At 59.8% G+C, this 24,091-nt stretch carries 23 protein-coding genes; 4 read left to right on the top strand and 19 right to left on the bottom strand.

Annotated elements, in window-relative coordinates; all coding sequences use genetic code 11:
- From ATO10_RS08295 to ATO10_RS08310, 4 genes are all read right to left on the bottom strand, one after another.
- A complete protein-coding gene (locus tag ATO10_RS08295; RefSeq protein WP_337588301.1) occupies window positions 1-756 on the bottom strand; it encodes a cytochrome c biogenesis CcdA family protein in 756 nt (251 codons plus the stop codon).
- Window positions 757-782: 26 nt separating this feature from the next.
- Window positions 783-1,649: a DMT family transporter gene (locus tag ATO10_RS08300; protein ID WP_035250277.1), complete on the bottom strand. Its 867-nt coding sequence runs from the start codon at window positions 1,647-1,649 to the stop codon at window positions 783-785.
- 74 nt (window positions 1,650-1,723) lie between these two features.
- On the bottom strand, window positions 1,724-2,011 hold the full coding sequence (locus ATO10_RS08305) for an HU family DNA-binding protein (RefSeq protein WP_035250279.1): 288 nt from the start codon (window positions 2,009-2,011) through the stop codon (window positions 1,724-1,726).
- Between the two features lie 135 nt (window positions 2,012-2,146).
- Complete coding sequence (locus ATO10_RS08310) at window positions 2,147-3,631, bottom strand: AMP nucleosidase (RefSeq protein ID WP_051598039.1); 1,485 nt, start codon at window positions 3,629-3,631, stop codon at window positions 2,147-2,149.
- Window positions 3,632-3,759: 128 nt separating this feature from the next.
- On the opposite strand from ATO10_RS08310, the gene ATO10_RS08315 reads away from it, so the two are divergent.
- Both ATO10_RS08315 and ATO10_RS08320 read left to right on the top strand, forming a co-directional pair.
- Window positions 3,760-4,203: a hypothetical protein gene (locus tag ATO10_RS08315; RefSeq protein WP_035250281.1), complete on the top strand. Its 444-nt coding sequence runs from the start codon at window positions 3,760-3,762 to the stop codon at window positions 4,201-4,203.
- Between the two features lie 34 nt (window positions 4,204-4,237).
- Window positions 4,238-5,080, top strand: a complete 843-nt coding sequence (locus ATO10_RS08320) for an SDR family oxidoreductase (protein WP_035250283.1) — start codon at window positions 4,238-4,240, stop codon at window positions 5,078-5,080.
- A gap of 75 nt (window positions 5,081-5,155) precedes the next feature.
- On the opposite strand, the gene dxs is transcribed toward ATO10_RS08320, so the two are convergent.
- Genes dxs through ATO10_RS08350 form a run of 6 tightly spaced genes read right to left on the bottom strand, consistent with a single transcriptional unit; the run spans window position 5,156 to window position 10,251 of the window.
- On the bottom strand, window positions 5,156-6,985 hold the full coding sequence (gene dxs, locus ATO10_RS08325; protein ID WP_035250285.1) for a 1-deoxy-D-xylulose-5-phosphate synthase: 1,830 nt from the start codon (window positions 6,983-6,985) through the stop codon (window positions 5,156-5,158).
- A gap of 15 nt (window positions 6,986-7,000) precedes the next feature.
- Window positions 7,001-7,864, bottom strand: coding sequence for a polyprenyl synthetase family protein (locus tag ATO10_RS08330; RefSeq protein WP_035250287.1), 864 nt, complete (start codon window positions 7,862-7,864; stop codon window positions 7,001-7,003).
- Complete coding sequence (locus ATO10_RS08335; protein WP_035250289.1) at window positions 7,865-8,107, bottom strand: exodeoxyribonuclease VII small subunit; 243 nt, start codon at window positions 8,105-8,107, stop codon at window positions 7,865-7,867.
- Window positions 8,104-9,039, bottom strand: coding sequence for a histone deacetylase family protein (locus tag ATO10_RS08340; RefSeq protein ID WP_035250291.1), 936 nt, complete (start codon window positions 9,037-9,039; stop codon window positions 8,104-8,106). Before ATO10_RS08340 ends, ATO10_RS08335 begins: the two co-directional genes overlap by 4 nt.
- 4 nt (window positions 9,040-9,043) lie before the next feature.
- Window positions 9,044-9,742 (bottom strand): response regulator, encoded by a 699-nt coding sequence (locus ATO10_RS08345; RefSeq protein ID WP_035250292.1) that lies wholly within the window; start codon window positions 9,740-9,742, stop codon window positions 9,044-9,046.
- Window positions 9,739-10,251 carry a MarR family winged helix-turn-helix transcriptional regulator gene (locus ATO10_RS08350; RefSeq protein WP_035250295.1) on the bottom strand — a complete coding sequence of 171 codons (513 nt, stop codon included), beginning with the start codon at window positions 10,249-10,251 and terminating at the stop codon, window positions 9,739-9,741. Before ATO10_RS08350 ends, ATO10_RS08345 begins: the two co-directional genes overlap by 4 nt.
- A gap of 183 nt (window positions 10,252-10,434) precedes the next feature.
- On the opposite strand from ATO10_RS08350, the gene ATO10_RS08355 reads away from it, so the two are divergent.
- On the top strand, window positions 10,435-11,301 hold the full coding sequence (locus ATO10_RS08355; protein ID WP_035250472.1) for a branched-chain amino acid aminotransferase: 867 nt from the start codon (window positions 10,435-10,437) through the stop codon (window positions 11,299-11,301).
- A gap of 33 nt (window positions 11,302-11,334) precedes the next feature.
- On the opposite strand, the gene ATO10_RS08360 is transcribed toward ATO10_RS08355, so the two are convergent.
- The 3 genes from ATO10_RS08360 to ATO10_RS08370 form a co-directional block, all read right to left on the bottom strand.
- Window positions 11,335-11,649, bottom strand: coding sequence for a DUF1294 domain-containing protein (locus tag ATO10_RS08360; RefSeq protein ID WP_035250296.1), 315 nt, complete (start codon window positions 11,647-11,649; stop codon window positions 11,335-11,337).
- Window positions 11,650-11,795: 146 nt separating this feature from the next.
- Complete coding sequence (locus ATO10_RS08365) at window positions 11,796-11,975, bottom strand: hypothetical protein (protein ID WP_035250299.1); 180 nt, start codon at window positions 11,973-11,975, stop codon at window positions 11,796-11,798.
- Window positions 11,976-12,012: 37 nt separating this feature from the next.
- Window positions 12,013-13,134 carry a HupE/UreJ family protein gene (locus ATO10_RS08370; protein ID WP_035250475.1) on the bottom strand — a complete coding sequence of 374 codons (1,122 nt, stop codon included), beginning with the start codon at window positions 13,132-13,134 and terminating at the stop codon, window positions 12,013-12,015.
- Between the two features lie 16 nt (window positions 13,135-13,150).
- Here ATO10_RS08370 and ATO10_RS08375 point away from each other — a divergent pair, with 16 nt between their 5' ends.
- Window positions 13,151-13,954, top strand: a complete 804-nt coding sequence (locus ATO10_RS08375; RefSeq protein ID WP_035250301.1) for a DUF4198 domain-containing protein — start codon at window positions 13,151-13,153, stop codon at window positions 13,952-13,954.
- A 3-nt stretch (window positions 13,955-13,957) separates the two neighbouring features.
- Here ATO10_RS08375 and ATO10_RS08380 read toward each other — a convergent pair whose 3' ends face one another.
- The 6 genes from ATO10_RS08380 to ATO10_RS08405 all read right to left on the bottom strand — a co-directional run bounded on the left by ATO10_RS08380 (window position 13,958) and on the right by ATO10_RS08405 (window position 23,931).
- Window positions 13,958-15,067, bottom strand: coding sequence for a PQQ-dependent sugar dehydrogenase (locus ATO10_RS08380; RefSeq protein ID WP_035250303.1), 1,110 nt, complete (start codon window positions 15,065-15,067; stop codon window positions 13,958-13,960).
- A gap of 35 nt (window positions 15,068-15,102) precedes the next feature.
- Entirely contained in the window at window positions 15,103-16,134 is a 1,032-nt protein-coding gene (queG, locus tag ATO10_RS08385; protein WP_420313635.1) for a tRNA epoxyqueuosine(34) reductase QueG, read from the bottom strand.
- Window positions 16,135-16,152: 18 nt separating this feature from the next.
- Complete coding sequence (gene fzlA / locus ATO10_RS08390; protein ID WP_035250307.1) at window positions 16,153-16,818, bottom strand: FtsZ-binding protein FzlA; 666 nt, start codon at window positions 16,816-16,818, stop codon at window positions 16,153-16,155.
- Window positions 16,819-16,877: 59 nt separating this feature from the next.
- On the bottom strand, window positions 16,878-17,609 hold the full coding sequence (gene mtgA, locus ATO10_RS08395; RefSeq protein ID WP_035250308.1) for a monofunctional biosynthetic peptidoglycan transglycosylase: 732 nt from the start codon (window positions 17,607-17,609) through the stop codon (window positions 16,878-16,880).
- 79 nt (window positions 17,610-17,688) lie between these two features.
- Window positions 17,689-22,227 (bottom strand): glutamate synthase large subunit, encoded by a 4,539-nt coding sequence (gene gltB, locus ATO10_RS08400; RefSeq protein ID WP_035250310.1) that lies wholly within the window; start codon window positions 22,225-22,227, stop codon window positions 17,689-17,691.
- A gap of 270 nt (window positions 22,228-22,497) precedes the next feature.
- On the bottom strand, window positions 22,498-23,931 hold the full coding sequence (locus ATO10_RS08405) for an NAD(P)-dependent oxidoreductase (RefSeq protein WP_035250312.1): 1,434 nt from the start codon (window positions 23,929-23,931) through the stop codon (window positions 22,498-22,500).
- Window positions 23,932-24,091 lie beyond the last annotated feature (160 nt).

Below are 24,091 nucleotides of genomic sequence, written 5' to 3' on the forward strand. Positions count from 1 at the left end.
TTAGATGGATACAGAAAAATCAATCAGCCACGCGGGCAGGTTCTGCACGGCCCAGGCTTCAAGCATGTAGTGAACTTTGAACAGGATCATCAGGCCGACCGCGACAAAGACAACGCCCATAGCCGGGCGGGCCTTATTGGCCAGCGACCGCATCATCGCCTGACGGCGCATAATGGCAGCACGAGCCCCATAGCCCAGCGCCAAAATGATGGTGGACACACCCAGCGAAAAACTGGCCATGATTGCGCCCGCAAACAGAAGGCTTTCGCCCTGCGAGGCCAGAGAGATTGCCCCGCCCAGCGTGGGCCCGATGCATGGGCTCCATACCGCGCCCAACAACAGCCCACCAAGGAACTGCCCCCGCAGGCCAGATCGATCAACCTGATCCAGCTGGCCATCAGCCTGGGCCGACATGCCCGCCGTTGCCGTGGCAAACCCGGCCGAAAAGCGCGGCACCAGCAGCACCAGACCAAAACCGATCATCAAAACGGCACCGCCATTGGCGATCATGGTCTCGTCCAGCCCAAGCGCATAGCCAGCAACTGTCACGAACATACCCAGGGCCACGAAAGACAGGCTCATCCCGGCCGCAACCGCGACAGGGCCAAGTTTGTGGGCCTGCACTGCGGTGGCCAATACGATTGGCAAAACCGGCAACACGCAGGGGTTAATCAGGGTCAGCAGACCCGCAAGATATCCAAGCACTAAATCCATGACGCCACCCTGCCGCAGTGCGGCGGGACTGTCATCAAACATGTCGCTAACGCCAAATCACATGCGCGTCAGCGCATTTGTTTCGAAAGCTGCACGGCCAGAATTCCCAGCGTGATCACCGCTACGCCGATCACATCGCCCGGCCCCAAGGCCTCGCCCAGCAGCATCGCTGCGATGGCGACGCCGAAAAACGGGTTCAAAAAGTGAAAGGTTGCAGCGCGCACCGCACCGACGCGCTCGACCAGAACAAACCACACAAACGTGGCCAAAAGACCCGGGACCAGCGTCGTATAGGCAAACGCCGCAATCAGGGGCGGCGACCAGGTGACATCCCATGTCTCGCTTACACCGCCGACCACGGCAAGGATCGCTGACCCCACCAACATCTGCAGGCCGACCACCATCAACAGGTTGCCCCCGGAAGATGCCCCGCGCATCGCAAGCGTCGCGATCGACAGCGCCAAAGCGCCCAGAACGCACAACATCACCCCCACCACATCGACACCCGCGCCAATCCGGCTGGACATGATGATTGCTACGCCGACAAAGCCCGCGACCAGCCCGATCACGCCCATTGGACGCAACCGTTCCTTCAGGAAAATCCAGCCCAGCGCACCGACCAGCAACGGCATAGAAGCCGCGATGATCGAGGCAAGCGACGCCTCGACCGTTTGCATCGCAAAGAAGTTCAGACCCAGATACAACGCGTTCTGACACAGCCCGAAGACAAAGGTCGCCCTCCATTGCGCCCGCGTCAGGCGCCACGTTTGACCCAGCGCCAAGGCGATCAGCACGCCCAGCAGGCCAGAAATCAAAAACCGCAATGACAACGACAACAACGGTGGGGCATCGGCCACGATGATCCGCGCCGAGGTAAAGGCCGACGACCACATCAACGAAAACGCCAGACCCATAACGATGGCACGCAGATCCATTTCACATCCTCAAACAAAGAAAGGGCCGCCCCCAGGACGACCCTTCTTAACTTTGTGGCTTGGTAAAGCCCAGATCAGCCGTTTACGCTGTCTTTCAGCGCCTTGGCGATGGTCATCTTGACCACCTTGTCAGCGTCTTTCTTGATTTGCTCGCCGGTGGCAGGGTTGCGCACCATACGCTCGGGGCGCTCGCGGCAATAGATTTTGCCAACACCAGGAAGCGTCACGGCACCACCGCCCGATACTTCTTTGGTGATTACGCTCGTGACAGCTTCCAGCGCAGAGGTGGCGGCTTTCTTGTCGACACCCATTTCCTCTGCCAATGCAGCTACCAGCTGAGTCTTGGTCAACGGTTTAGCCATGTATGGTCTCCTCATTCATACCCCGAGTTCGATTTGGGGCTTATCCGCGCAATTTAAGTCTATCTTGGGTTATAACACAACAAGTTGTGGTCATTTTCAGTGGAAAATCGCCGATTTTGCGGGTGGTTTTTTGCTTCAGAGGAAAGCTGTCTCCTCAAAAGAGCGTAATTTCCGGCTGTGGATACGCTCTAGCGGCATGTCGCGCAACTGCTCCATCGCACGAATTCCGATCAGCAAATGACGCGACACCTGGGTCTTATAGAAATCCGACGCCATGCCGGGCAGTTTCAGCTCACCGTGGAGCGGTTTGTCAGATACGCACAACAGCGTGCCATAAGGCACCCGGAACCGATAGCCATTCGCGGCGATGGTGGCGCTTTCCATATCCAGCGCGATGGCGCGCGATTGGCTAAGCCGTTGCACCGGGCCGGACTGGTCGCGCAGTTCCCAGTTGCGGTTGTCGATGGTGGCCACGGTGCCTGTACGCATGATGCGTTTCAGGTCATAACCGGCCAGCTTGGTCACCTCGGCCACGGCGGTTTCCAGCGCCACCTGAATCTCGGCCAAAGCCGGGATCGGCACCCATACCGGCAAGTCATCGTCCAGCACGTGATCCTCGCGCAGATACGCATGGGCCAGCACGAAATCCCCCAACGACTGCGAGTTCCGCAACCCCGCGCAATGCCCCACCATCAGCCACGCATGAGGGCGCAGCACGGCGATATGGTCGGTCGCGGTTTTGGCATTTGACGGCCCCACCCCGATATTGACCAAGGTAATCCCCGCCCCACCTTCGCGTTTCAGGTGATAGGTCGGCATCTGAGGCAGCTTGGCGGGGGTGGGCAGATGGGCACTCGATTCAGTGATCACCTCATTGCCCGGCCCCACCAGCGCCGTATAGCCATTGTCAGGGTCGGCTAACATCTGACGTGCGAAACCTTCGAACTCTTCGACATAGAACTGGTAGTTGGTGAACAGAACATGGTTCTGAAAATGCTCAGGCGTGGTGGCGGTGTAATGGCTAAGCCGCGCCAGCGAGTAATCCACCCGCTGCGCCGTAAACGGCGCCAGCGGCGCGGCGCCGTCTTCGTATTCAAAGCCAAACCCGTTGACGATGTCATCATTCGTGGTGGCCAGATCAGGCACATCGAACACATCGCGCAGCGGGAAATCCAGCGCCCCATCCTGGGGCACGGTGATGCTGTCATCCCCAGCCACCGCGAAATGCACCGGCATCGGCGTGATCGACGGGCCAACACTTACCGTCACCCCGTGGTTTTCAATCAACAGCTCAATCTGTTGGGTCAGGTAATTGGCGAACAGATCGGGCCGGGTGATGGTGGTTGTATAGACCCCCGGTTCCGACACATGGCCAAAGCTCAGCCGGCTGTCGATTTTGGCAAAGCTGGTCGTGACGATCCGAAGCTCTGGGTAAAACGCCCGATACCGTGCGGTGCGTTCGGCCCCGGCAATCGTCGCATCGAAATGATCGCGCAGGAATGTGGTGGCCTCAGCATACAGCTCTTGCAGATAAGCCACCGCCGCATCCGCATCAGAAAAACTGCGCGGCACCCCAGCAGGTGGCGATTTCACCGGAAGGTTCTGTCCGTTCGTTGCCATAATGCCCTGCCTCGCTTCCCGTTTCCGCTAACTGTGCCCGAATTTTCACAACACGCAACCCTGCCCTTGCGCTTGCGCCTTCACCTGAAGTCGCCCATCCTCGTAGGGAGTTAAGACAAAGGCCCGACATGAAACACCTATCGGCAATGTTGCTTTGCCTTATTTCGTTGAGCGCTTGCATTCCAGTAGAGAACAGCCAAACGACATTCAGGGTCGATTTAAGCCAAACCACAGTAACTAAAGAAACAGTCAAAGATCAGTTGGAAGACTTACTCGTAGAAATGGGTGGGACAATCTACCCGAACTATCGGGACGTACTGTACACTTCACTTGGTGCAGACAAGCCAACGACATGCCAGATAGCCGGTTCCGATGAGAAAATTTTCACTCTTTTTTGCTGGGACCTCCACATACCATTTTTGTACTTTCTGGATGCCAGCGTGACCCAGCAACATGAAGAATATACCTCCCAGATAGGAGGTTTCCTCGCTCGTTTCGGCCCAGTCGAAGTCTCACGCGAGCTGTACAATGGCAAAACGTTCATGCTTCCCTCTCCTGTTGCAACCAAATAGTACCCCTGCACCAATACTGAGAATGATCCCTCCCATGACCAAGACCTTGATTTCCATCGGCCACGGCTATTCCGCCCGCGCGCTGACCCGCCTTCTGCCCGACGACTGGCGCATCATCGCCACCACCCGTTCCGAAGAAAAAGCCGCCCCCCTCCGCGACAGTGGGATCGAGGTGCTGATCTGGCCCGGCGAAGACCTGCGCCCGGCGATTGCACAGGCCACCCATCTGCTGACTTCGGTCATGCCCGGCGCGGATGGCGACCCGGTGCTGAACGCCTATGCCGATGACCTGTGCGCAGGCGATTTCGAATGGGTCGGGTATCTGTCGACCACCGGCGTTTACGGCGATCACAATGGCGGCTGGGTCGACGAAAACACGCCCCTCACCCCCGCCACCAAACGCGGCATCGCCCGCAAACAGGCCGAGGCCGCCTGGGCCGACCTGAACCTGCCCCTGCATATCTTCCGCCTTGCTGGCATCTACGGCCCCGGCCGCGGTCCCTTTGCCAAGGTCCGCAAGGGCACCGCGCGACGGATCATCAAACAGGGGCAGGTGTTTTCGCGCACCCATGTCGAAGATATCGCGCAGGTCCTTCTGGCCTCAATCCAGCGCCCCAATCCCGGCGCCGCCTATAACGTCTGCGACGATGACCCGGCCCCGCCGCAAGATGTCATCGCCCATGCCGCTGAACTGCTGGGCCTGCCCCTGCCGCCCGCCGTGGACTATGACACCGCCGATATGACCCCAATGGCCCGCAGCTTTTATGCCGAGTCAAAAAAGGTTCGCAATGACCGGATAAAAGACGAGCTGGGCGTCAAACTCCTTTACCCCGACTACCGCGCCGGTCTGGCCGCCCTGCTGGATTTAGAACGCTAACGCGCCGCGCCAGCGGCGCCCGGCCCAACGGGAGGCGCGGCCCAAAGGGCCGCAACGACGGGCGGGAGAACCCCATTACTTCAGCAAGCCCGCGACCTTGTCGGCAATATCCCGCGCCGTCAGCCCGGCTTGTTCGTACATCTGCTGCGGCGTGGCGTGGTCGATGAATGTGTCGGGCAATACCATCGAGCGGAACCTGAAGCCGCGATCAAACACACCTTCTTGGGACAACAGCTGCGCTACGTGGCTGCCAAAGCCCCCCACAGCACCTTCTTCAATCGTGATCAGCGCATCATGCGCGGCAACCAGCTCAAGGATCAAATCGCGGTCCAACGGTTTGGCGAAGCGGGCATCCGCGACGGTCGGGGTGATCCCGTCATTGGCCAGCAGCTCACAAGCGGCCTGAACCTCTTGCAGCCGCGTCCCAAACGACAGGATCGCCACCTGCGTACCATCACGGATAATCCGCCCCTTGCCGATCTGCAACGGCGAGCCGCCCTCGGGCAGTTCCGTGCCCGTTGCCTCGCCGCGCGGGTATCGAAACGCGATCGGGCCATCGTCATAGGCCGCGGCAGTGGCGACCATGTCGACCAGCTCGGCCTCGTCCGCTGCCGCCATCACCACCATGCCCGGCAGGTTGGCCAGATAGGCCACATCAAACGCCCCGGCGTGGGTCGCGCCATCGGCCCCGACCAGCCCAGCGCGATCAATTGCAAAACGCACCGGCAGGCCCTGAATGGCAACGTCATGCACCACCTGATCGTAGCCGCGCTGCAGGAAGGTGGAATAAATCGTACAGAACGGTTTTAAGCCTGCCGCTGCCATCCCGGCACAGAATGTCACCGCATGTTGTTCAGCAATGCCCACGTCGAAACACCGGTTCGGGAAGCGCGCCGCGAAGGCTTTCAGCCCGGTGCCTTCCTCCATCGCCGCCGTGACGGCGACGATTTTGTCATCGCGCGCGGCCTCCTCAATCAGGGCTTGCGAAAACACAGATGTATAGCTGGGTGCGTTGGGCAACGCCTTTTCCTGCGTGCCGGTGGCCACATCAAACTTTGCGGTGGCGTGGCCCTTATCCGCCGCGCGTTCGGCAGGGCCATACCCCTTACCCTTTTGGGTGATCGTATGGATCAGCACCGGCCCCTCGGCGTGGTCGCGCACCGTGCGCAACACGCCCAAAAGCTGCCCCATGTCATGCCCGTCAATTGGCCCGACATAGGTAAAGCCCAGCGCCTCGAACAGCGTTCCATGATAGCTGACCTGTTCCAGCATCTCATCGGGGGCATCTTGCGCCGATTTCAGCCATGTTCCGCTGGAATAGAGCCTTGCCAGATAGCTGGACATCGCCCCCACGGGAGGTGAAATCGACATATCATTGTCGTTCAAAATCACCACAAGACGCTTGCCCAGATGACCCGCGTTATTCATCGCCTCAAAGGCCATGCCGCCGCTCATGGCGCCATCCCCAATCACGGCGATCACATCACCCTTGGCGTCCGCCAGATCGCGCGCCACGGCAAAGCCCAGCCCAGCCGAGATCGACGTCGACGAATGCCCGGTGCCAAACGGGTCAAATTCCGATTCCGAGCGTTTCGTGAACCCGCTCAGCCCGCCCTGTTGGCGCAGCGTCTGCATCTGGCCGCGCCGCCCGGTCAGGATTTTATGCGGATAGGATTGATGCGAAACATCCCAGATCAACTTGTCACGCGGGGTATCGAATACCGCGTGGATCGCGACGGTCAGTTCAACCACCCCCAGCCCCGCGCCCAGATGGCCGCCGGTTTTCGACACCACATTGATGGTTTCCGCGCGCAGCTCATCGGCCAAAATCGACAGCGCGTCATCGCCCAGCCCGCGCAGATCGGCGGGGCTGTGAACCGTGTCCAGAAGGGGCGTGTCGCGCATTTTGGCCTCGCGCTGTTACATATCGCGGGTGATGACGAACCTGGCCGCATCCCGCAACGTTTGTGCCTGCGAGCCGTAAATGTCCAGCGCCGCCTCCGCCTGTTCGACCAATTCGGCTGCGCGCGCCTTAGCGCCATCCAACCCCAACAGCGACACGAAAGTCGCCTTTCCGGCCTCGGCATCCTTTTGCAAACGCTTGCCCGCCTTGGCCGCGTCACCTTCGACATCCAGAATGTCGTCAGCGATCTGAAACGCCAGACCCAGCGCTTTGGCGTAAGCGCCCAAGGGCGCAATATCTTCGCCCGCCAGACGCGCGCCGGCCTCGGCTGACCATTGGATCAACGCGCCGGTTTTGCCGGCCTGCAGCTCGATGATCTGATCAAGGTTCAACGGCTGCGCGGCGGTTTCGGCAGCGATATCCAGCGCCTGGCCATAAACCATCCCGCGCGCACCAGACGCAGCGGCCATCGAGGCCACCAGATCGGCCCGCACCGCACCATCGGCATGCGTCTCCGGGGCGGCCAACAGGCTAAAACACAGGGTCTGCAACGCATCCCCGGCCAAAACGGCGGTGGCCTGATCCCATTTTACATGCACCGTGGGCTGCCCCCGGCGCAGGTCGTCATCGTCCATGCAGGGCAGATCATCGTGGACAAGGCTGTAGGCATGCAAAGCCTCTACCGCTGCGGCCGCATTCATCGCGCCGCCCGCGCCGAACAGAGCCGCGCTTTCCACCACCAGAAACGCGCGCAAACGCTTGCCGCCAGAAACGGCATAACGCATCGCATGGATCACCTGCTGATCGGGATAACCAGCCAACACATCGTCCAGATGCGCGCCAACTTCAGCGGCAACGTCGTTCAGCCGAGTTTGAAACATTTACTGGCCTTCGACCGGGGTCGTGCCAGTGGGCGCACCATTGGCGTCCAGCGTAATCGCCGCGACCTTTTCTTCGGCCTCTTTCAGCTTTTCCTCGCAGCGCGCTTTCAGCTGCGCCCCGCGTTCATACAGCTGAATGGACTGTTCCAGCGGAACATCGCCGCGCTCCAATTGGCCCACGACCTGCTCCAGCTCGCGCATGGCCTCTTCGAAACTCATCTCGGTTACGGGTTTTTCGCTCACGATCCGCGCTCCATCAAAACCTGCACATGGGCCGCCACGCTGGCGGCCAGTGCCTCAAGATCATATCCACCCTCAAGTGTCGAGACCAGCCTGCCCCCCGCATGGTCGTCGGCCAGATCGCATAAGATGCGCGTGACCCATGTGAAATCATCGGTGGTCCAGTTCAACTGCGCCAAAGGGTCAGCCATATGGGCGTCAAACCCGGCCGAAACCAACACCAGTTCGGGCGCGAATTCATCCAGCATCGGCAGCGCATACTGCTCCATCGCGCGGCGCAGGTCAGCCCCGCCAGAGTGCGGCGCCAGCGGCAGGTTCATGACATTGCCATGGGCACCGCGCTCGGCGCGTTCACCGGTGCCCGGCCATAGGGGCGATTGATGGGTTGAAACAAACCGCACCCGCGGTTCATCCCACAACAGCGCCTGCGTGCCATTGCCGTGGTGCACGTCAAAGTCGACCACCGCAACACGTTCCAGCCCGTGATGATCCAGCGCGTATTTCGCAGCAATCGCAACATTTCCAAACAGGCAAAACCCCATTGGCTTGGCCTGTTCGGCGTGATGCCCGGGCGGGCGACAGCCAACAAAGGCATTTTGTGCCTGCCCGCTCAGAACCATATTCACGGCCTTCAGGTTGCCCCCGACCGCACGCAAGGCCGCGGCGTAAGACCCCGGCGACATATGCGTGTCTGCATCCAAAGACACATAGCCGCTTTCAGGCACCGCAGCTTTGATTGCGTCCGCGTACTGGGGCGGGTGACACCGCGCGATCTCGGCCTCTTCGGCCAGCGGCGCATCCAACCGCAGCAGATCAGCAAACTGCGGCATCGCCAGTCGCTGTGCGATGGCTTCCAGCCGCGCGACCTGTTCCGGGTGCCCGGGCGGGGTAACGTGGTTCAGACAATCGGGATGGCTAAAGTAAGCGGTGGTCATGGTCTTAGTCCGGCGCCAACAGATACCCTTCGCCCCGCACAGTTTGCAGAAAGCGCGGTTGCTTGGGGTCATCTTCGATCTTGCGGCGCAGGCGGGTGATCTGAACATCAACCGCACGTTCCTGCGCTTGGCCGCGATCCCGGCCCAGATCCTCGACCAGCCGCGATCGGCTAAGAGCCTCACCCGGATGGGCCGAGAAAATCCGCATCAGCTGACTTTCTGTTGCCGTCAGACGCACCAGATCATCGCCGCGCCACATCTCTCCACGGTCGATGTCATAGCGCACTGGCCCCAAATGCAGCACCTTGGGCCCAGCGGATTCCGAGGGCACCTGCGGCATGCGACGCAGGATCGCATTTATCCGCAATAGCAGCTCTTTGGGCTCGAACGGTTTGGTCAGATAATCATCGGCCCCCGCTTCCAGCCCCGAGATACGATCACTGGTTTCGCCGCGCGCCGTCAGCAACAGGATCGGCGTGGCAAGGGTTTCGCGCAGCTCTTTTGTCAGGGTGATGCCATCGACATCGGGCATCATGACGTCCAGCACGATCATGTCGAACTCTAGCCCGGCCAACAGGCTGCGGGCGTGCTTGCCATCGCGGGCTGCCGTGACAATGAAACCACTGCGCATCAGGAACTGTTTTAACAGCCCGCGAATGCGTTCATCGTCATCTACGATCAACAGATGAATGTCACCGCTCATTGGTCACCGTCCCGCGTTGCTGCGAAATGTCTGCGCATTTCCGGATCCATCATTGCCTCCAAAACCTGGCGAAACCCGGACACGGCCTGCGGCCCGGCGGTACGATAAGCCGCGCGCATCCGCGCACGCTGCGCATCTGACAACGCCTGTTCAAGCGCTTCTCCGGCCAGTGTCAGATACAGGTGGCGTTCACGCTTGTCGCGCTGCCCAACCCGGCTTTCAACCAGACCATCCTCGATCAGGGTGCGCAGCACACGGTTCAACGATTGCTTGGTCACGCCCAGAACCGACAACAGGTTGTTCACTGTCGTCCCGGGCGTGCGATGAATAAAATGAACCGCACGATGATGCGCGCGGCCATAGCCATGTTTTTGTAAAATCCGATCCGGGTCTGCGGTGAATCCGCGATAAGCAAAGAACATCGCCTCGATGCCCTTGCGCAGCTGTTCATCCGTCAGAAAGAGCAGGCTTTCGCCGCTTCCCCCCGAACCCGCGCCTGTGTCTGACATGCGCGCCCCCTTCCATTCACTTTTCGTGTCTGTTTTGGGGATTTTATGTCAGTCTTGTTGACTTTCCAAGAATCAATTGGTAGCGATCCTGCGAAATCGCGCAACATAATGTCCGATGCGGACCTAATTTGCGCAACATTTGCAAAATCGCCCCTGCAGGGCCAGAAAGAAAGGATGAAGGATATGGCCGGATATGACGACCGCGACGGCAAGATCTGGATGGATGGTAAGCTGACTGATTGGCGCGATGCCAACGTCCACATTCTGACTCATGCGCTGCATTACGCCAGTTCCGTGTTTGAGGGCGAGCGCTGCTATGAGGGCAAGATCTTCCTCTCGCGCAAGCATTCCGAGCGCCTGCATCGTTCAGGCGAGATGATGGATATGCCGATCCCCTATTCGGTTGATGAACTTGAGGCCGCCAAAGAAGAGGTCATCAAGGTCAACAACCTGCACAACGCCTATGTGCGCGTCATCGCCTGGCGCGGCGCGGGCGAAGACATGGGTGTCAGTTCCGCCAAGAACCCGGTGCGCGTTGCGGTCGCTGCCTGGGAATGGGGCGACTATTACGGCGACGCCAAGATGAAAGGCGCCAAGCTGGACATCGCCAAGTGGAAACGCCCCTCGCCCGAAACCATCCCTACAGCGGCCAAGGCGGCTGGCCTGTACATGATCTGCACCATGTCCAAACACGCGGCCGAGGCCAAAGGCTGTTCGGATGCACTGTTCATGGATTATCGCGGCTATGTGGCCGAAGCGACCGGCGCCAACGTCTTTTTCGTGAAAGACGGCGAGGTCCACACGCCGCTGCCCGACGCGATCCTGAACGGGCTGACCCGTCAGACCGTGATCGGCATGCTCAAAGATCGCGGCATCACCGTGCATGAACGCCATATCATGCCCGAGGAGCTGGCCGAGTTTGAACAGTGCTGGCTGACAGGGTCCGCCGCCGAAGTCACACCGGTGGGCCAGATCGGCGACTACACTTTCGAAGTCGGCGCGCTGACGCGCGACATTGCCGAATCCTACGAAAAGTTGGTGCGCAGCTAACATATCCGGGGTGGCCTTTTGGGGCCGCCCCGTTCAACTCAGGCCCAGAACTTGCGACAGTTCGGCCAGAATGACATGCCGCACATCTGGTATGCACAGCAACGTCGCCAATAGGCATTGCACCACAATGATCCGGTTCAGATTTGATCTGAATGGCTCTTTACGGGTTTTGTGCCGCATCAGTCGTTGCGCCACTTTCGCCAATGGGCTGCCGCCCAAAAATGCCCACATCAACAACGTCTTTTCCGGCACCCGCCACCCGCCGCGCATGGCCATCAGCTTGTCCCAAAAGAACAGGACATAGGTCAAAAGGTTGACGCCCAGAAAATACCAAAACAAGACCGCCATTGAATCCTCGGAATGAAATCTATGGCCTTCTACTACCTCTGGCTGCTGGCTGCGCTCAACTGATTTTGCCAACCTGCCTTAACAAAGCGAAAGCGGGCCGAAATGGCCCGCCTTTGGTCTGCTGGTCTTGGCTGGTCGCCTAGGCGTCAGCTCTGGCGCTCAATCCGGGCATAGCGTGCCAATCGGTTATCCGAGGGCATCTGCACCGGACGACGCCCAAGCATCACGGCAGATGGGTGCGGGCCGCTCTGGCGCTCAATTCTTAAGAAGTTCAGCGCACGCTGGGCGCCTCGCGTTTTGTTGCGGTCAAGCTTCAGACGTTTCATGGGCTCCTCCTTGATGGAGGACCACCATAACACAAATTCACAGCAAAGTGCGCTCAACCACCCACCAAGCCCCGACCAGACCGATGGCCACCGAAATCGGCATTGCGACAACCGGGCGATACCACGGCTTATGGCGCGCCCAACTGGCCACGGCGATATAGGCAATCGCGATCACCGTCAGCTGACCGATCTCAACACCAATATTGAACCCGATCAAATCCGCGACAAACCGCGATGGGTTCAGCCCGACATCCCCCAGCACGCTGGCAAAACCCAGCCCGTGCAGCAGCCCAAAGCCGAAAACCAGCCCCAGCCGAAGCGGCCCGATCTGACCGCCACGCAGGTTTTCGAACGCGATGAACACGATCGATGCCGCGATAAGAGGTTCAACGATTTCAGGTGAAACAGTGACGATTTTCAGGGTCGCAAGCGCCAATGTCACCGTATGCGCCAAGGTAAAGGCAGTGACCTGCCACAACAGTGGCCCCAGCTTGGCCGAAAAGAAAAAGATGCCCAGCACGAACAGGATATGATCCAGCCCTTTGGGCAGGATATGTTCAAACCCGATCACGATGAATTCGCCGAACTCACGCAAGGCGGACTTCTGGGCAATGCCCTCACGCGGCAGCGGGTCGCTCATCGTGCCTGCACTCAGATAGCCGGTATATAGGTCATCCCCCGCACCCTGCTGCCGCAGAACCAACGCACCATAACCGGGATTCCAGCCAATGCTGACGGGCGCGGTGCCTTCGGGCAAAGCCGCGCGCAAAATCAGCACCGATTCGCGGGGCAGTTGAACATCGCCGACCTCGGGAATGCGTAAATCGACCAGCTCGGGCGTGATCCGGGTGCCTTCGACCTCAATGCGAATGTCACTGGCGATGCGCGGCCAGGCCCTGTCAAACGCCGCGCGAAACTCGGCTGGCTCTTGCGCGCGCAACCGATCATAAAATCCAGACAGCGGGGAATCATTCGTATCTTCAAGCCCATTCAAATCGACCCCGGCGACAATTCCTTCCAGCGCCAATCGCAATTCAACCCGAGCTTCCTGCGCGTTTACCGTCACGTCGCCGACGGCGGGTTGAACCTCGTGCGCGCTAACCGAAAAAGCCAACAGGGTTGACATGATCACCCCACGCATCAAGTTGCCAATAAACATATGGATGGCCTGTCCCATGCGTCTGCCCCTGTTTCTTCTGTTCGCTTTACTTAGTGCGCCTGTCGCGCTTGCCCATGAATCCTGGCTTCAACCCCAATCTTATCGCGTTGGCTCTGGCGACGCCATCATCGCAGACATCCGCGTGGGGGAAAATTTCAAGGGTATCGCGCTGTCGTACTTTCCAGCCCAGGTCTCGCGTTTGTCCATGATTTCAGGTGAAACAGAGACTGATCTGACCCCGCGCCTGGGGGACAAACCCGCCATACAAACCGTCGCGCCCAAGCGCGGCCTTGTGACGCTGGTGCACGTGACCGCCGGAAACTTCCTGACCTATTCCGAATGGCAGAAATTTCTGAACTTTGTCAGCCACAAAGATTTCCCCGGCCTGCCCCAGGCACATCTGGATCGCGGCCTGCCGCAGACAAAGTTCCGCGAAAGCTATACCCGGCATGTCAAAAGCCTGATCGCCGTGGGCAGTGGCACGGGGATGGATCGCCAGATTGGCCTAAGGGCTGAGATTGTAGCGCTGGCCAACCCCTATCTGCCGTTCTCCGGGGATCTTCCCGTACAGGTATTTTTCGAAGGCCAGCCCCGCCCCAACGCGCAAGTCGAAGTGTTTGAGATGGCCCCGGACGGCGCGGTCGAAGTCTCTCTGACCCGAACCGATGCTGACGGTGTTGCGCAGATACCGGTAAAGACAGGATACGCCTATCTGCTGGATGCGGTGGTGTTGCTGGATACCGGCAATGATGATGTCAAAGCCGGCCCAGTCTGGGAAAGCCACTGGGCCGCGCTCACGTTCCAGATTCCGGCGCAATAGAGCCTATTTCGGCGTCACGCGCCACACCTCGCCGGTGCCATCCACCAGCACGATCAACGCGCCGTCCGGGGCTTGTTCTACGTCGCGGATGCGATAGCCGGGAAACAGACGCTCTTCGGTTGCGACACGCCCCTCTTTCAGCCGCAGCCGCACCAACCCACCGGGATTGAGCGACGCGATGTAAACGTCGCCCTTGGCAAACATCGGCCCGTCGTAAAACAACATCCCACCGGGGGCGATCACCGGATCCCAATAATAGATCGGCTGTTCCATGCCTTCTGCCTGCGTGATGCCCTTGCCCACGCGGGTGCCGTTGTAGTTCTCACCATACGAAATCACCGGCCAGCCATAGTTGGCGCCGCGTTTGATGACGTTCAGCTCATCGCCACCTTGCGGGCCATGTTCGACCGTCCACAATTGCCCCGTCGCATCCAACGCCGCGCCCTGAATGTTGCGGTGCCCCATGCTCCAGATCGTGGTTTGGCCCTCCTTGATCCGCAGCACTTTGCCATAGGTAGACTTGGGATCCTGCGCCAGATCCCGGTCCGTGAAGCGCTCGCCGGTGGTCACAAACAGTGCCCCATCCGGCGCAAACACCAGCCGCGAGCCATAATGCAACGGACTTAGGCTGGGATTGGGCTGCACAAAAACGTCTCTAACATTGCGCAATTCGGCTCTGTCGGCGCTCAACTCACCTTGTCCGACCGCCAAAGACGTGCGCCCTGCCCCAACCGGTTTAGCATAGCTCCAATAGACCAGACGATCCGTGGCAAAACCCGGGCTGATCGCCACATCCAACAAACCGCCCTGCGCCCTTACCGCGATCTTAGGCATCCCCATGATCGGCGCCGAAAGCCCGCCCTGGGTCGCCAAAACATGCAGCGTGCCTTCACGGTCGCTCAACAGGTAGTCCCCGCCCGGCAAGGGCGCGATGCCCCATGGGTGTTCCATGCCTTCGGCCAGAATTTCAGTCTCTAACGCACCTGAAATGGCTTCGGGCGCACGGGTCTGCCCCTCAAAAGCGGGTTTGAAATGCGGAACGTTCGGCGGGTCTTGCGCGACCTGCGCCCAGGCAGGCGCCGCCAGCAGCAGTAAAGCGATCAAATGTTTCATAGCATCAGGCTACACCGGCAAACTGCTCGGTGTCCTCACTTTTTCGATAGCCGCGCCACCGCCCAGCGCGCCGCGTCCGCAACGGTATCATCCGGGTCATCCAAAAGAGCCTGTGCAGGGTGCAATAGAGACGCATCCCCCGAGTTTCCGATCGCATAGAGCACATTGCGTACAAAACGGTTGCGCCCAATCCGCTTGATCGGAGAGCCAGAAAAATGCGCGCGAAACCCAGCGTCATCCAGCAAAGCCAGATCGGCCAGCTTTGGCGCGATCAGATCGTCGCGCGCGGCGTATTTCATCTCGGACGCCTCGACCGCGAACTTGTTCCACGGGCAGGCCGCCAGACAATCGTCACAGCCATATATCCGGTTGCCCATCTTAGCCCGCAGCTTTTCGTCGACGGGGCCATGGTGTTCAATCGTCAGATAAGAAATGCAGCGCCGCGCGTCTATCTGATAGGGCGCCGGAAAAGCATCCGTCGGGCAGGCCTCAAGGCAGGCGGTACAATTGCCACAATGGTTGATTTCGGGTGTATCAGGCTCGAATTCCACGGTGGTGAACAGCGCGCCCAGAAAGAACCAACTGCCCAGATCTCGCCCCAGCAGGTTGGTGTGCTTGCCCTGCCAGCCAAGGCCCGCAGCCTGCGCCAAAGGCTTTTCCATCACCGGGGCCGTGTCGACAAAAACCTTGATTTCCTCGCCCGGCGCTTGTTCCAGCAACCAACGCCCCAGCCGCTTAAGCCGCTTCTTGGCGACATCGTGGTAGTCACGATTGCGGGCATAAACCGAAATCGCCGCGCGGTCGGGTTGGGCGATCACCTCCATCGGGTCTTCGTCGGGCGTATAGGGTTCGGCCAGCATGATCACGGACTTGGCCTGGGGCCACAGGGCCGCCGGGTTGCCGCGCCACTGCATCCGCTCGGCCATCCAGCCCATCTGGCCGTGATAGCCCTGTTCAACAAAGGCGGCCAAACGATCAGGCAGCTCCGGCACCGCATCGGGCCGCATAATGCGACACTTGGCAAAGCCTTCCTCAAGCGCGCGCGAAATCAAAGCCTGTTTCAGCACGGGCAACCGCCTGACGGATCAAAAATCCAGATCAGCATAATGGGCCGGCGGCGGAAATCCGGACACCTGATCAGCCAGCAGCCCGCGAAACGCCGGGCGCGATTTGATCTTGGCGTACCAGTCTTTGACATTGGCGCTCCGGTTCCAGTCGACATCGGAAATATAATCCAAACAGGACAGGTGCGCAGCCGCCGCAAAATCAGCCAGCGTCATCACATCCCCGGCCAGCCACCGGCGTTGATCCAGCAACCAGGTCATGTAGTCCAGATGATACTTGATCTTCTGCGCGCCCGCTTTGACGTTCTTGCTGTCCGGGTAACCCTGCCCCATGACCTTTTTATTGACCCGCTCATAGAGCAGCTTCGACGTCACCTCGTTGTGGAACTTATCGTCAAACCACGCCACCAAACGGCGCACTTCATACCGTGCAGCGGGGTCGTTGGGCATCAGCGACGGGGTGGGATGCGTTTCCTCGATATACTCACAAATCGGCGTGCTTTCTGACAGGGTACGCCCATCCATGCGCACCACCGGAATTTTGCCCGCAGGATTGCGGCGCATGAACTCGGGCGATTGTTCCCAGTACTTTTCTTCGATCAGCTCCAGTTCGATCTTTTTCTCCGCCATCACCAAGCGCACCTTGCGACAAAACGGAGACAGAGGAACATGGAACATGCGATTCATGGCGCGACCCAGCACTTAGAGAAGAATATCCACCCTCTTGCCGTGCGCGGGCGGGATTTTCAACCACCCAGACAGGATGCGCGGCCATCCGCCTGTATCGTGGCAGCGCCATCCATCACCCGCGAGACCCGGCGCAGCAGGTCTGGCGGCAGGTCGGCAGCATTGCGCCCCTTGGGGTTGGGCAACACCACAGCCAGACGCGCCGCCTGTTTGGCAGTCAGATCGGCGGGCATCTTGCGGAAGTAATGCCAAGCGGCGGCCTCTACGCCGAAAACACCTTCGTCGAACTCGGCCACGTTCAGATAAATCTCGATGATCCGATGCTTGGGCCAGGCGGCTTCGACCATGGGCGTGATGAATGCCTCAAGCGCTTTGCGCAGCCAACTGCGGTTTTGCCACAAGAAGACGTTCTTGACCGTCTGCTGGGTCAGGGTCGAGCCCCCCCGCCGTGCCCCCTCGCGCAGCGCCGCGCGGATCGCGGCCATATCAAAGCCCCAGTGAGCACAGAAATTGGCGTCCTCGGCCGCGACGACAGAACGCGCCAGAACCGGGGGGATTTCCTCCAGCGGGATCCACTGACGCTGAACCTCGCCCAAACGGCGCTGTTCGGCCCAGATGGTGTGGGTAATCGGCGGGTTGATGACCCGATAGGCCACCACCGCAAAAGCCAGAGCCAAAAACAGAACCGAGGCCACCCGCACACCACGCCACACCAGCTTGCGCAAAGGCGGGATCGCCCTGCGCCAAGACAGCTTCGATTCGGTTTTCTTCTTGCCGGTTTTCTTTGCCACGCAGCGCAGTTAGCACGACTTCCCGAAACCACAAAGGGCCGGGAACATGTCCCGGCCCTTTGCGCAATGTATGTGTCGATTACTCCGCAGGGATGGCGGTCTCTTCGATGCCCAGCGGGTGGGGCAGCTTGTCCAGCATCTCTTTCGGGCAGACCTGAACAAAGTTGCCGCGCTCAAGATCCCAGTGCTGCAGGATGTCTGCCGCTTTCAAAGACCCGGTCTCGGCCACGTGGCGTTCGATCAGGCCTTTCAGCTGCTCTTCCCAATGGGGGTCTGCAACCGGGCAGGTCACCAGCGTTTCCATGTTCATCATGTCCGCGCTCGCGCCTTCGGGGTCATACAGATAGGCCATGCCACCGGTCATACCGGCGCCAAAGTTCGCGCCGATAGTGCCCAGAATGACAGCCGTACCGCCGGTCATGTATTCACAGCCACAGGCACCACAACCTTCGATCACCACTTTCGCGCCCGAGTTCCGCACCGCGAAACGCTCGCCCGCGCGGCCCGAGGCAAACAGGTAACCATCGGTCGCACCATACAGCACCGTGTTGCCCACGATGGTGTTATCAGCGGCCACCAGCGGGCTGACCTGCGGCGGACGTACCACCACAGTACCGCCCGACAGACCTTTACCGACATAGTCGTTGGCGTCGCCCGACACTTCGATCTTCAGACCTGGTGCCGCAAAGGCCCCCAGCGACTGACCGGCCGAACCGGTCAGCTTGACGGTCAGATGATCGGGCTGCAGCGAGTTGCGCATGCCGAAGTTCTGCACGATGTGGCTGGACACGCGGGTACCAACCGTCCGGTCAGTGTTCTGCGTGGCATAAGACAGCTGCATCTTTTCGCCGTCTTCCAGGAACCGATGCGCATCACGCACGATTTGGGCGTCCAGCGTATCGGGCACCACGTTGCGCGGCTTGTTGCGGTCGTAAACGATGTCCGCAGCCCCATCCACAGTCAGCAGCAGCGGGTTCAGGTCCAGATCATCCAGATGCGCCGAACCACGGCTGACCTGCGCCAGTAGATCGGCACGGCCAATGACCTCGTCCAAAGTGCGCGCGCCAATCGAGGCCAGAATCTCGCGCACTTCCTGCGCGTAGAAGGTGATCAGGTTCACGACCTTGTCGGCATTGCCGGTGAATTTGCCGCGCAGGCGTTCGTCTTGGGTACAGACGCCAACCGGGCAGGTGTTGCTCTGGCACTGACGCACCATGATACAGCCCATCGCGATCAGCGCGGCGGTGCCGATACCGTATTCCTCGGCGCCCAGCATTGCGGCCATAACGATGTCACGACCCGTGCGAAGACCCCCATCGGTCCGCAAAGTCACGCGACCGCGCAGCTTGTTCATTGCCAGAACCTGATGTGCCTCGGTCAGGCCCATCTCCCATGGCAGACCGGCATATTTGATCGAGGTCGCAGGCGACGCGCCCGTGCCCCCATTGTGGCCCGAGATCAGGATGATATCCGCCTTGGCCTTGGCCACACCCGCAGCAATCGTCCCAACGCCGCTCGATGCCACCAGTTTCACGGTCACCTTACAACGCGGGTTGATCTGTTTGAGGTCATAGATCAGCTGCGCCAAGTCCTCGATACTGTAAATATCGTGGTGCGGCGGCGGTGAAATCAGCGTCACACCTTTGGTCGAGTGACGCAGGCGCGCAATCAGGTCCGTGACCTTCATACCGGGCAGCTGACCGCCCTCGCCGGGCTTGGCGCCCTGCGCGACTTTGATTTCCAGCTCTTCACAGTGGTTCAGATATTCGGCGGTCACGCCGAAACGGCCTGATGCCACCTGTTTGACCTTGGCCGACGGGTTGTCACCATTGGGTTCCGGCACGAAATGCGCCGGATCTTCGCCGCCCTCACCCGAATCCGATTTGGCGCCGATACGGTTCATCGCGACGTTAAGGGTTTTGTGTGCCTCGGGCGACAGCGCCCCCAGCGACATGCCCGGCGTCACGAAACGCTTGCGGATCGAGGTGATCGATTCGACCTCTTCGATCGGAATCGGCTTACCGATAGGCTTGATGTCCAGCAGGTCACGCAGATGGATCGGCGGGTTCGCCTGCATCGCAGCCGAGTACCGCTTCCACATCTCAAAGCTGCCACGGTCACAGGCCGATTGCAGCATATGCATGGTCTGAGCTTCCCAAGCGTGCTTTTCGCCGCTGTGGCGGGCTTTGTAGAACCCCCCGATGGGCAGAACCTGATCGGCGCCGATAAAGCCCTTGGCGTGCACCTCTTCCAGCTTCAGCTGAATGCCGTGCACACCAATGCCGGAAATCCGGCTGTGCATGCCGGGGAAATATTCCGCCACCATGGCGCGGCTCAGCCCGACGGCTTCGAAGTTCAGACCACCGCGATAGGACGAGATCACCGAGATCCCCATCTTCGACATGATCTTCAACAGACCCAGATCCACCGCCTTGCGATAGTTCGCAACCGCCTTTGTCAGCGGCAGGTCCAGCAAGCCGCGCTCAATACGGTCGGCAAGGCTGTCTTCGGCCAGATAGGCGTTCACCGTGGTCGCACCACAGCCGATCAGCACGGCAAAGTAATGCGGGTCGATACATTCCGCCGACCGCACGTTCACCGAACAGAAAGTCCGCAGCCCCTTGCGTGTCAGCCACGAATGCACGGCGCTGGTGGCCAGGATCATCGGCATCGCAACCTTGTCGGCGTCTTGATACTGATCGGTCAAAACAAGATGGCCCGCGCCTGAACGCACCGCATCCTCGGCCTCGGCCCGGATACGCGCCAGCGCTTCACGCAGGGCATTGTCATCGGAGCCAGCCGGGAACGTACAGTCGATTTCGGTCATCGGCGATTTGAACGCGCTGACCATCTCATCGAACTGTGCATTGCCCACGAACGGGCTTTCCAGAACCAGAATTTCGGTCTGGCTGCCATCTTCGTCCAGCACGTTTTTCAGATTGCCGAACCGTGTCTTCAACGACATCACGCGATATTCACGTAGGCTGTCGATCGGCGGGTTGGTGACCTGACTGAAGTTCTGACGGAAGAAGTGGCTCAGCGGGCGGTACTTTTTCGACAGCACAGCCGACGGCGTGTCATCCCCCATCGAGGCAATCGCCTCTTTGCCATCATCCGCCATCGGCAGCAGAATCTGCTCGACCTCTTCGATGCTGAAACCCGCAGCGATCTGACGCTGGCGCAGCTCTTCGCCCTTGAACATCGGGGCTTCGGTCACAGCGGCCAGCTGATCGTCCAGCTCGTGGATTTTGCCGACCCATTCGCCGAACGGTTGGCTGGCGGCCAGCTTGTCTTTGATTTCGGTGTCGTGGAACAATTTGCCCTCGGCGGTGTCCACGGCGATGATCTGCCCCGGGCCAAGCGCGCCTTTTTCGACAACAGTGGCTTCGTCAATCGGCACCATGCCCGCTTCCGAGCCAGCAATTAGCATACCGTCACCCGTCACCACGTAACGCATCGGGCGCAGACCGTTGCGGTCCAGACCGGCACAGACCCAGCGACCGTCGGTCATGGCCAAAGCGGCGGGGCCGTCCCACGGCTCCATGACCGAGTTGCAATAGCTGTACATGTCGCGCCAAGCCTCGGGCAGCTCAACCGCCTGCTTAGACCACGATTCCGGCACCAGCATGGTCTTGGCCATGGGGGCCGAACGGCCAGCACGCACCAAAACCTCGAACACCGAATCCAACGCAGCCGAGTCCGACGCGCCACCGGCAACGATCGGTTTGATATCCTCGGCCAGGTCCCCAAAGAACGAGCTCGCCATGCGAATCTCGTGGCTCTTCATCCAGTTCAGGTTGCCCTTCAGCGTGTTGATTTCACCGTTATGGGCCAACATGCGGAAAGGCTGCGCCAGCCACCACTGCGGGAACGTGTTGGTCGAATAGCGCTGGTGATAAATCGCGAAGGTCGATTCAAAGCGCTCGTCCTTCAGGTCCGGGTAAAACTCGGCGACCTGCTCGGCCAGCATCATGCCTTTGTAGATGATCGAGCGGCACGACAGCGAGCACAGGTACAGCTCGCTGATTCCAGCGGCGGCAGCGGCTTTTTCGATGCGGCGGCGGATCACATACAGTTCGCGCTCAAAGGTCTCTTCATCGACACCCTTCGAGTTCGAGATAATGATCTGCTCAATCTCAGGGCGGGTCGCGTTCGCCTTATCACCCAGGCACGAAGTGTCGACCGGCACATGACGCCAGCCATAAATGTAATAGCCCATGCGCAGAACTTCGGATTCCACGATCGTCCGGCAGGTTTCCTGTGCACCGAAATCAGTGCGCGGCAGGAATACCTGACCAACAGCGATCAGCTTGTCCATGTCCGGCTCGTGGCCGTTGCGACGGATCTGGTCATAGAAGAACGGAACCGGGATCTGCACGTGAATACCAGCGCCATCACCGGTCTTGCCGTCAGCGTCCACAGCACCGCGGTGCCAGATCGCCTTCAGCGCGTTGATGCCGTTTTCAACAACCTTCCGCGAGGGCTTGCCGTCAACCGCGACAACAAGGCCAACGCCACAGGACGAATGCTCATCGTCTTCGCGGTACAGGCCGTGCTCGGCCATATAGGCGCGTTTCGCCTGTTCCTGTGCCACCCACTGTTCATCATACTTGGTCATGGGTTCTCTCCTTTAAACAGGGCCTGGGCGCGGGGCGTGCCCGCCGGCCTGGGATGCATGGGCAAGAGCCGAAATCGCCGCCAACGCCACGCCGCACGCCAAAGGGCGCTGCGAGTGGGCAAAGGGCATAGGCGTCAGGTTCATTCAATCAGCTCTTCGTTTCTGGCAGCAAGGCTGCCCTATTCACTTTCCTGCCCGGCGTGGTGGCTGCACACCGTATGCATAAATTGTGCATAGGATGTGCATCACTTGTGCATGCCGGGTTTTGGCTTACTCGGCGGCCACTTTCGCGGTGGCGTTCAGCTTCTCGACAATCGCGTCGGCGGCTTCGCGCCCGTCACGGATCGCCCAGACAACCAGGCTGGCACCGCGCACGATGTCCCCCACCGCATAGACACCTTCAAGGTTGGTCTCGTGGGTGCGGAAATCGGCCTTGATGGTGCCCCAACGGGTCACTTCCAGTTCGGGCTTGTTCCAAAGGGTCGGGATGTCTTCGGGTTCAAAGCCCAGCGCTTTGATGACCAGATCGGCCTCCTCGACGTAATCCGCGCCTTCGATCACCTCCGGCGACTGACGGCCCGAAGCATCAGGCAGGCCCAGACGCATCTTTTGCACCATCACGCCCGAAACAGGTTCACCGCTAAACGCCTTGGGCGCGGCCAGCCAGACGAACTCCACGCCTTCTTCCTCGGCGTTTTGCACTTCGCGCTGTGAACCGGGCATGTTGGCGCGGTCGCGGCGATACAGGCATTTCACGCTTTCAGCGCCCTGACGGATCGCGGTACGGACACAGTCCATCGCGGTATCCCCGCCGCCGATCACGACCACCTTCTTGCCCTCGGCACTCAACTCGCCGCTTTCAAACTCGGGCACCGTGTCGCCAAAGCTCAGCTTGTTTGAACACGTCAGGTAGTCAATCGCCCGCACGATACCATCAGCACCCGAGCCGGGCCCCTGAAGGTCGCGGGTCTTGTAAACACCGGTCGCGATCAAAAGCTTATCGTGTTTGGCGCGCATATCGTCAAAGCTGATGTCTTCGCCGACGTTGCAGTTCAGAACGAACGATACGCCCGACTTTTCCAGCTGTTCGATGCGGCGCATGACCACGTCTTTTTCCAGTTTGAAACCGGGGATGCCATAGGTCAGCAGGCCACCAGCGCGGTCATAGCGGTCATACACCGTGACCTGAACACCGGCGCGACGCAGACGGTCGGCCGCGGCCAGACCGCCGGGGCCAGCCCCGATGATGCCAACGCTTTCTTCACGCTCGACGCTGGGAACAACAGGCTTCACCCAGCCTTCTTCCCAAGCCGTGTCGGTAATATATTTCTCGACCGAACCAATCGTCACAGTGCCATGGCCGGACTGTTCGATCACACAGTTGCCTTCGCACAGACGGTCCTGCGGGCAGATGCGGCCACAGATTTCCGGGAAGGTATTGGTGGATTGGCTGATCTCATAGGCTTCCTGCAACCGCCCTGTGGCAGTCAAACGCAGCCAGTCCGGGATGTTGTTGTGCAGCGGACAATGGGCCTGGCAATAGGGCACGCCACATTGGCTACACCGCGAGGATTGCTCTTTTGCTTTTTCATCCGCGTATTCAGCATAGATTTCGTGGAAATCCTTGTTGCGCGCGTCGGCCTCCCGCTTTTGGGGCATCGAACGCTGCACGTCCACGAACTGAAGCATTGGCTCTTTGGTCATCGCTAGCTCTCTCAAACTTGGTCAGGGCGTGTATTACGGAGGAATGATTCAAAATAAAAGTCATTTGTGCTGACCTATTTAGCCCGTAAGGTGGGAAAAATCACGCCAAAATCGCCGCGCTGCGGAAAAAGTATATAACTTATGCTGACCTATTTTCCAG

Origin of the sequence: Actibacterium atlanticum (assembly GCF_000671395.1) — a bacterium.
GTDB lineage: Bacteria > Pseudomonadota > Alphaproteobacteria > Rhodobacterales > Rhodobacteraceae > Actibacterium_D > Actibacterium_D atlanticum.